A 7,200-nucleotide genomic window follows, 5' to 3' on the forward strand; every position below is an offset into this window, starting at 1 on the left:
GCTGGCGTCGCACACCAGGTTCAGGCACCAGTGCAGCCCGTAGGACCGGTAGACATAGGCATGGCCGACCGGCCCGAACATCGGGGCGTTGCGCGGAGTCGGCCCGGCGAAGGCGTGCGACGCCGGGTCCTCGCGGTCATAGGCCTCGGTCTCGACCACCACGCCGCCGACGCCGTCGACCAGCAGGGTGGTGCCGATCAGGGCGCGGGCGACGGAGACGACGTCGGCCGCGAAGGCACTGCGGTCCAGCGGCACAAGGGCGGTCGGGGAGGGTGCGTCCGGCATCCTGCCTCTCTCGGCGACCGCGGCACCGGGCGCAAGCGGAATCCGCCCTTTGCCGCAGCGTGTCCTCCCCGGCTTGGCCGGGCGGGGCGGGTGCCGTATGGTCGGACCTTTCCGATCCCAGGTGACCTGATGGACCAGAACGCCCCGAAGCCGCAGGCTACGCCCGCCATCCCGCCCGAGCTGGCGGAGCTGCGCAGCAGCATCGACAACATCGACGCGGCCCTCGTCCACCTGCTGGCCGAGCGCTTCAAATGCACGCAGAAGGTCGGGCGGCTGAAGGCGACGGTCGGCCTGCCCCCGGCCGATCCGGGGCGCGAGGCGGCGCAGATCGCGCGGCTGCGCCGGCTGGCCGAGGAATCGCATCTCGACCCGGACTTCGCCGAGAAGTTCCTGGCCTTCATCGTCGCCGAGGTGATCCGCCACCACGAAGCCATCCGCGACGGGGTGCGGGGCTGAGGCCCCAGCCTTCCTTTTATCGTCATGGCGAGGAGCGAAGCGACGTGGCCATCCAGGGGCCGCTCGCATTGGCCCCCGGATGGCCACGCTTCGCTCGCCATGACGAAGGGGGTCGGCGTCGCCCTCTCGCCGGCCTCACCGGCACGTGCCGAACCAGCCGACATCGAGATGCAGATGGTCCCGGTGGGCAGCATTGTAGTCGGGTGACAGCACCACATCGAAGATACGGCAGGCGCGGTCGCGCAGCTCGTGCAGGAAGCGTGCCTCCGGCCCGTCGCCGGCCCAGCCCTGCAGCACCCTGATCCGCCGGCCGTCGGCCAGCCGTATCGCGGCCAAGTCGATGGCGTCGGCGGTGGCGTGGCGGCTGCGCCGGTCGCGGTTGGCGATGTTGCGGCAGGCATAGCTGCCGAGATGCTCGACCGCCACGGCCCTCTCGCCGAAGGCCGCCTGCGCCGCCGGCTGCAGCGGGTGCCGTTCGAACAGGGCGAAGGCGACCGCCAGGCGGCAGGAGGCGGTGAAGCCGCGGTCGAGCCCGACGCCGGCCCGCGACACCGCCACGGCGTTCTCGATTGCGCATCCCGGGGCCTCGCGCCGGTCGGGTACCGGGCGGGCGGTCATGCCGGCGGTGGCCAGCACCGCCCGGCACAGGGCCGGGTCGGCTTTGACCCGGGCCAGCTTGAGGCCGGTCAGCAGGTTGGGCGGGTCGCGCAGGTCGAGCGGCGCCCAGGGGTTCCAGCGGTCCGGCACGGCGATGTCGCCGCGCCACAGCAGCCCCGCCGCGATGGCGGCGGGCAGCAGGATGGCGAAAAGAGCGATTCGGCGGCGCATCGCGGTTGATATCGGCCCACCCGGCCTTGCCGGCCAGCCCCGGCCGGACCAGATCTCTGAAGCCGTCCCGTGCGGGGCGGCGGCCGACCGGCATCGCCATCCCGGCGACACCCCTGAGGAGTTCGTCATGTCCACCCATCCCGCGATCCGGGCCGGCCGGGTCGCCGTCATCACCGGCGCCGCCGGGGGCATCGGCCTGGCCGCCGCGAAGCGCTTCGCTTCGATCGGCCTCAAGGTCGTGCTCGCCGACCTGCCCGGCGAAGCGCTCGACCGCGCCCTTCGCGAGGTGAGCGAGCTCGCCGCCGGCGGCGCCCCGGACATCCATGCCGTGCCGACCGACGTCTCGCAGCCGGAGGCGGTGGAGCGGCTGCGCGACGAGGCCTATGGCCGCTTCGGCGAGGTCGCGGTGCTGATGAACAATGCCGGCATCGGCAATGGCGGCGGCCCGTGGGAGAATTACGACCGCTGGCGCCGGGTGCTCGACGTCAATCTCTACGGCGTGATCAACGGCGTCCAGATCTTCGCCCCGGCGATGATCGACCAGGGCGTCGACGGGCTGATCGTCAACACCGGGTCGAAGCAGGGCATCACCACCCCGCCGGGCGATACCGCCTACAACGTCTCCAAGGCCGGGGTGAAGGCGCTGACCGAGGGGCTGGCGCATGCGCTGCGCGAGACCGAAGGCTGCCGCATCACCGCCCATCTGCTGATCCCGGGCTACACCTTCACCGGCATCACGGCGCGGGGCGCCACCGAGAAGCCGGCGGCGGCCTGGAGCGCGGAGCAGGTGGTCGAGTTCATGCTCGACAGCCTCGGCCGCGGCGACTTCTACATCCTGTGTCCCGACAACGACGTCACCCGGGCGATGGACGAGAAGCGCATCCGCTGGGCGGCGGAGGACATCATCCGCAACCGCCCGGCCCTGTCGCGCTGGCATCGCGACCACAAGGACGATTTCGCCGCCTACATGGCCCGGCCGGACTGACCGCTTCACTTGGCCTCGTTCTTGATTCCGTCAAGGCGAGGCCGGGCGAAACGACAGTCGATCGATTGAATTTTTCAGAATTTCGTTAAATCAACTCAGTATTATTACATCCGACAATTGAATTTATCTTGCGTGGCGAAATAATCCTTATTAAGACTGAAGTCCCAGCCTGAGCCCATTGCAGGCATTTCATCGTCCCCCGTATTTTTTATCGGGGTTCAGGCTGGGACCCGTCCCTCAGCCCGAGAGCCCGGGCCGGTCCAGCGGCACCGGCTTGCTCATATAGACGGTGGTGCCCTCCAGGAACGGCTCCTCGCGGTCCACGGCGAAGCCGGCGCGGGCATAGAGGTCGACATTCCCGGCGAAGCGCGGATTGGTGTAGAGCCGCAGCAGCGGCCGCCCCAGCTCGGCCGCCAGTGCCTCGGCATGGGCCAGCAGGCGCTTGCCGTGGCCGCGGCGCTGGGCATCGGGCGCCACCGCCAGGTTCTCGATCAGCAGATGGTCGCCGCGGTCGATGATCTCGATCAGCGCGGCCAGCGCCTCGCCCTCGAACAGCAGGTCGATCCGGTGCTCGCGCACCGCCTGCTCGTAATCGGCCTTCATCGGCGTCGGCTCGCGGCCGATCACCGGCACCCATTTGGCATAGGCGGCGCGGGTCAGCTCGCGGACGGCGGCGGCGTCGTCGGCGGTGGCGCGGCGGATCAGGAGATCGGGCTGGCTCATGGTCTGGTCCTTCGGGGACGGCGGTGACCGGCAAGAAAAAACCCGCCGGTCGGGGTGACGGCGGGTTGCGGTGGTCGGGATCCGGTGGGTTCAGCCGGGGCTGGCCCCGGCGGACCCCCCGCCTCTCCCGGCGCACCACCGCGCCGCCGTCGTCACGGGACGACGTCGTTTGGTGGCGGTGGTAGCTCGGGCGAAGCGGGTCATGGAATAATGATCCCGTCTCAGGCGGTCGCCGTCAACGACTGTGGTGTTACAGCCCGGCGCGCGATGACGGCGGCGGCCAGCCGCTCCAGCACCGCCACCGAGTCGTCCCAGCCGATGCAGCCATCGGTGATGCTCTGGCCGTAGACCAGCGGCTGGCCGGGGACCAGGTCCTGCCGCCCGGCCACCAGGTGGCTCTCGACCATCACGCCGATGATGCGGCCGTCGCCGGCCTCGACCTGGCGCGCCACGTCGTCGATCACCTTCGGCTGGTTCTCCGGCCTCTTGCTGCTGTTGGCGTGGCTGGCGTCTATCATCACCGCCGGCCGCAGCCCGGCCTTGGCCAGCTCGGCGCAGGCGGCCTCGACGCTAGCGGCGTCGTAGTTCGGCGCCTTGCCGCCGCGCAGGATGATGTGCGCGTCGTCATTGCCGGCGGTCGAGGCGATGGCCGACCGGCCGGTCTTGGTCACTGCCATGAAATGATGCGGCTGGGAGGCGGAGGAGACGGCGTCGACCGCGATCTTCACATTGCCGTCGGTGCCGTTCTTGAAGCCGACCGGGCAGGACAGACCGGACGCCATCTCGCGATGGATCTGGCTCTCGGTGGTGCGGGCGCCGATGGCACCCCAGCCGACCAGGTCGGCGATGTATTGCGGCGTGGTCATGTCCAGGAACTCGCAGGCCGCCGGCAGCCCCAGCCGGTTGACCTCCAAGAGCACGCTGCGCGCCCGCCGCAGCCCCTTGTCGATCTGGAAGCTGCCGTCCAGGTCGGGGTCGTTGATCAGCCCCTTCCAGCCCACCGTGGTGCGCGGCTTCTCGAAATAGACTCGCATGACGATCTCCAGCTCGCCGCCCAGGCGCTGGCGCAGCGGCTGCAGCCGGCGAGCATAGTCCAGCGCCGCCTCCGGGTCGTGGATCGAGCAGGGGCCGATCACCACGGCCAGGCGGTCGTCGGTGCCGTGCAGGATGCCGTGCAGGGCGCGGCGGGCGTCGGTCACGGTGCGGGTGGCGACGGCGTCGCGCGGGAACTCGCGCATCACCTCCTCGGGTGTGCTCAGCTCCTTGATCTCGCGGATGCGCAGGTCGTCGGTGGTCTTCAACACGGCTTGGGCTCCTGGTTCACCCCGCCGGCGGCAACAAAAAAGCCGCCAGGAGGTCTGGCGGCTCTCGGGTTCGGCTGTCGATCTTCAGATCACGCGCACCCTCGCTCCGCCGCCTGAGGCGGGAAGCTAAAGTACCAGAAATAGGTGGCGCGAACGGAGGTCATGTCCTGCATATAGGCCGCCACCCCGGCTTTGTCACCATCCTTCTTTCGGGAAACATCAGGGCCGGGCGTCGGGGCTTTCGGGAAGTTGCCGGATGGCCACAGGGCGGAACCGGGGCGCCGCCGGAGGGTTTTTCCGGGGCGCCGGTCGGAAGGGCTTGAGCCTTGCCGCCCGGCACGTCAGAACGGCGCATTGCCGTCGCGACCTGGAAGCGGAGCCCTGTCGATGAAACCCGTCCGAGCCCTTCTGCCCGTCCTCGCCGCCGCCCTCCTGTCCACGACCATGCTGGCGGCAGCTCCGGCCACGGCACAGACCAACCAGCGCTATTCGACCTGGCAGCCGCCGCAGTCGGACCAGACCAAGGCGGTGCTGGACGAGCTGTCGCGGATGATCAGCCAGGCGGAACGCGACCGCGCGGCCAGCCCGGATTTCATCGCCGACCTGAAGGGGCTGGTGCAGCGGCACTCGGCCGCCACCGTCCCGGCGGAGCCCCCGGTCCCGGCCCAGCCGCCGGCGGCGGCGCCCGCTCCGGCCGAGCCGCCGGCCGCCGCCCCGGCGCCGGCCGCCCCCGCCTCGCTGGCCGGCACCCGCGTGTTCAGCGACGATTTCAGCGACGGCAACTACACCGCCAACCCGGCCTGGACCTCGCTGCAGGGCACCTGGACGGTCGACAAGAACGGCCTGCACAGCGACACCAAGGCGGCGAACGGCCAGCAGGGCGGGGTCGCGGCGATTTCGCTGCAGCAGGGGCTGAAGAACACGTTCGGCCTCGACTTCGCGCTGGCCGACCTCGCCAATCAGGGCCAGTTCGAGATCCGGGTCTTCCAGGGCACGTCGAAGGATTCGGGCTACCGGCTGGTCTACCTGCCGTCGAACAGCCCGGTCTTCGCGCTCTACCGCGCCGGCCGGTCGGGCATCACCCAGGTGGCGCAGACCACCAACACCGCGCCGCTGCGCCGCGGCGACCGCACCCGCCTGACCTGGACCCGCGACGCCGCCGGCCGGATGGTGGTGGCGCTGGACGGCAAGACCATCATCGAGGCCAGCGACAATGGCTTCCGCGACGGCTGGAACGGCGTGATGCTGGTCAACTTCGGCGGCGACTTCGCGGTGCGCTCGGTCCAGGGCGTGAACTGACGGGCTCGTCCTTCGAGACCGTCATCGCGAGGCGCGCAGCGCCGTGGCGATCCAAAGGCCCGTGCCGCTGGATTGCCGCGCCCCTTCGGGGCTCGCAATGACAATTTGAAGGTTAGGCGGCGGCCTTCAGTTCGCCTGGCGCTGCAGGATCGGGGCCACCCGGTCGCGCAGCCAGGCGGCGCCGGGGTCGCGGTCGGTCTGGGCCGACCACACCATCGCCACCCGCGGCAGGCGCAGCTCCAGCGGCAAGGGCAGCGGGCTCAGCGTCAGCCCGAATCGCGGGCCGTAGCGCCGGGCCATGCGCGCCGGCACGGTGGCCAGCACCGGTGCCTCGGCCGCTGTCGACAGCACCGTCATGAATTCCGACGAGGCCATCACCACGTTCAGGCCGGTGCCGACCCGGTCCAGCGCCTCGTCCAGGCAGCCCTGCAACAGGTTGTTCAGCGTCACCAGCGCGTGGCTGGTCGCGAGATAGGTGTCGAGGTCGACCGGCGGGTCCAGTGGCAGCAACTCGCGGTTGAAGCAGCAGGCCAGCGCCTGGTGGTACAGGTCGATGCCGCGATGGCGGGTTGCGCCGTGGTCGAAGCAGCCCACCGCCAGGTCGATCTCGCCGTCATCCAGCAGCCGGTGCACCTCCTCGCGCAGCACCGGCCGGCCGATCAGCCGGATCCCGGGCGCGCTGCGCCGCAGCTCCGCCGCCAGGTCCGGCATCAGCAGCAGCTCCAGCTCGCTGGAGAAGCCCAGGCGGAAGATCCGGTCCTGGGTCTCGGGGTCGAAGCTGTCCTCGGCGTGCAGCACCTCCTGCATCTGCAGCAGGGCCTGGCGGATGCGCGGCGCCAGGGCCCGGGCCCGCGCGGTCGGCTGCATCGCCTGGCCGACGCGCACGAACAGCTCGTCCTGCAGCAGCACCCGCAGCGTCGACAGGCTGTGGCTCATCGCCGGCTGCTGCACCTTCAGCCGGGCGGCGGCGCGGGTGACCGTGCGCTCCTGCATCAGCGCGTCGAAGGCGACCAGCAGGTTCAGGTCGAAGGAACGAAGATCGAAATGATCGATGGAGCCCATGAGGCGGATCGATTTGATTGCTGACCCTGCGGACCTTAGCTGTGGGGCCGGCGCCGTCAAGCACGGCGCGCCCCACAGCGGAGAAGGCCCATGGGCTCCCCCAGCTTTCGCGTCGGCCCCAGCTTTCGTGTCGGCGACGCCGTCATCACCCGGATCGACGAGATCCCGCTGAGCCACCGCTCGCCGGTCGAGCTGTTCCCCGAGATCGACCCTGAGGCCGGCGACCGGCATCGCGGCCGGCTGCCGGCCGGGGCGCAG

At 70.5% G+C, this 7,200-nt stretch carries 8 protein-coding genes; 3 read left to right on the forward strand and 5 right to left on the reverse strand.

The window, feature by feature from the left end; all coding sequences use genetic code 11:
* Positions 1-285: DNA-3-methyladenine glycosylase (locus ABDW35_RS28055; RefSeq protein WP_343717153.1), on the reverse strand; the 285-nt coding region annotated here is incomplete at its 3' end.
* A gap of 129 nt (positions 286-414) precedes the next feature.
* Here ABDW35_RS28055 and ABDW35_RS28060 point away from each other — a divergent pair.
* Complete coding sequence (locus ABDW35_RS28060; RefSeq protein WP_343717154.1) at positions 415-741, forward strand: chorismate mutase; 327 nt, start codon at positions 415-417, stop codon at positions 739-741.
* Positions 742-876: 135 nt separating this feature from the next.
* Here ABDW35_RS28060 and ABDW35_RS28065 read toward each other — a convergent pair whose 3' ends face one another.
* Positions 877-1,569 (reverse strand): extensin family protein, encoded by a 693-nt coding sequence (locus tag ABDW35_RS28065; protein WP_343717155.1) that lies wholly within the window; start codon positions 1,567-1,569, stop codon positions 877-879.
* A gap of 127 nt (positions 1,570-1,696) precedes the next feature.
* Between ABDW35_RS28065 and ABDW35_RS28070 the strand changes: the two genes are divergently transcribed.
* Complete coding sequence (locus ABDW35_RS28070) at positions 1,697-2,554, forward strand: SDR family NAD(P)-dependent oxidoreductase (RefSeq protein WP_343717156.1); 858 nt, start codon at positions 1,697-1,699, stop codon at positions 2,552-2,554.
* Positions 2,555-2,791: 237 nt separating this feature from the next.
* Here the strand turns inward: ABDW35_RS28070 and ABDW35_RS28075 are convergent, their stop codons facing one another.
* Together ABDW35_RS28075 and ABDW35_RS28080 are read right to left on the reverse strand one after the other, a co-directional pair.
* Positions 2,792-3,277 (reverse strand): GNAT family N-acetyltransferase, encoded by a 486-nt coding sequence (locus ABDW35_RS28075; protein WP_343717157.1) that lies wholly within the window; start codon positions 3,275-3,277, stop codon positions 2,792-2,794.
* Between the two features lie 221 nt (positions 3,278-3,498).
* The gene (locus tag ABDW35_RS28080) at positions 3,499-4,581 is read right to left on the reverse strand and encodes a 3-deoxy-7-phosphoheptulonate synthase (RefSeq protein WP_343717158.1); all 1,083 of its coding nucleotides are present in this window, start codon (positions 4,579-4,581) and stop codon (positions 3,499-3,501) included.
* A 387-nt stretch (positions 4,582-4,968) separates the two neighbouring features.
* Here ABDW35_RS28080 and ABDW35_RS28085 point away from each other — a divergent pair, with 387 nt between their 5' ends.
* Positions 4,969-5,880: a hypothetical protein gene (locus tag ABDW35_RS28085; protein WP_343717159.1), complete on the forward strand. Its 912-nt coding sequence runs from the start codon at positions 4,969-4,971 to the stop codon at positions 5,878-5,880.
* A gap of 126 nt (positions 5,881-6,006) precedes the next feature.
* On the opposite strand, the gene ABDW35_RS28090 is transcribed toward ABDW35_RS28085, so the two are convergent.
* Positions 6,007-6,942 carry a LysR family transcriptional regulator gene (locus tag ABDW35_RS28090; RefSeq protein ID WP_343717160.1) on the reverse strand — a complete coding sequence of 312 codons (936 nt, stop codon included), beginning with the start codon at positions 6,940-6,942 and terminating at the stop codon, positions 6,007-6,009.
* Positions 6,943-7,200: the final 258 nt, after the last annotated feature.

It is taken from the genome of Inquilinus sp., assembly GCF_039594555.1.
Classification (GTDB): domain Bacteria; phylum Pseudomonadota; class Alphaproteobacteria; order DSM-16000; family Inquilinaceae; genus Inquilinus.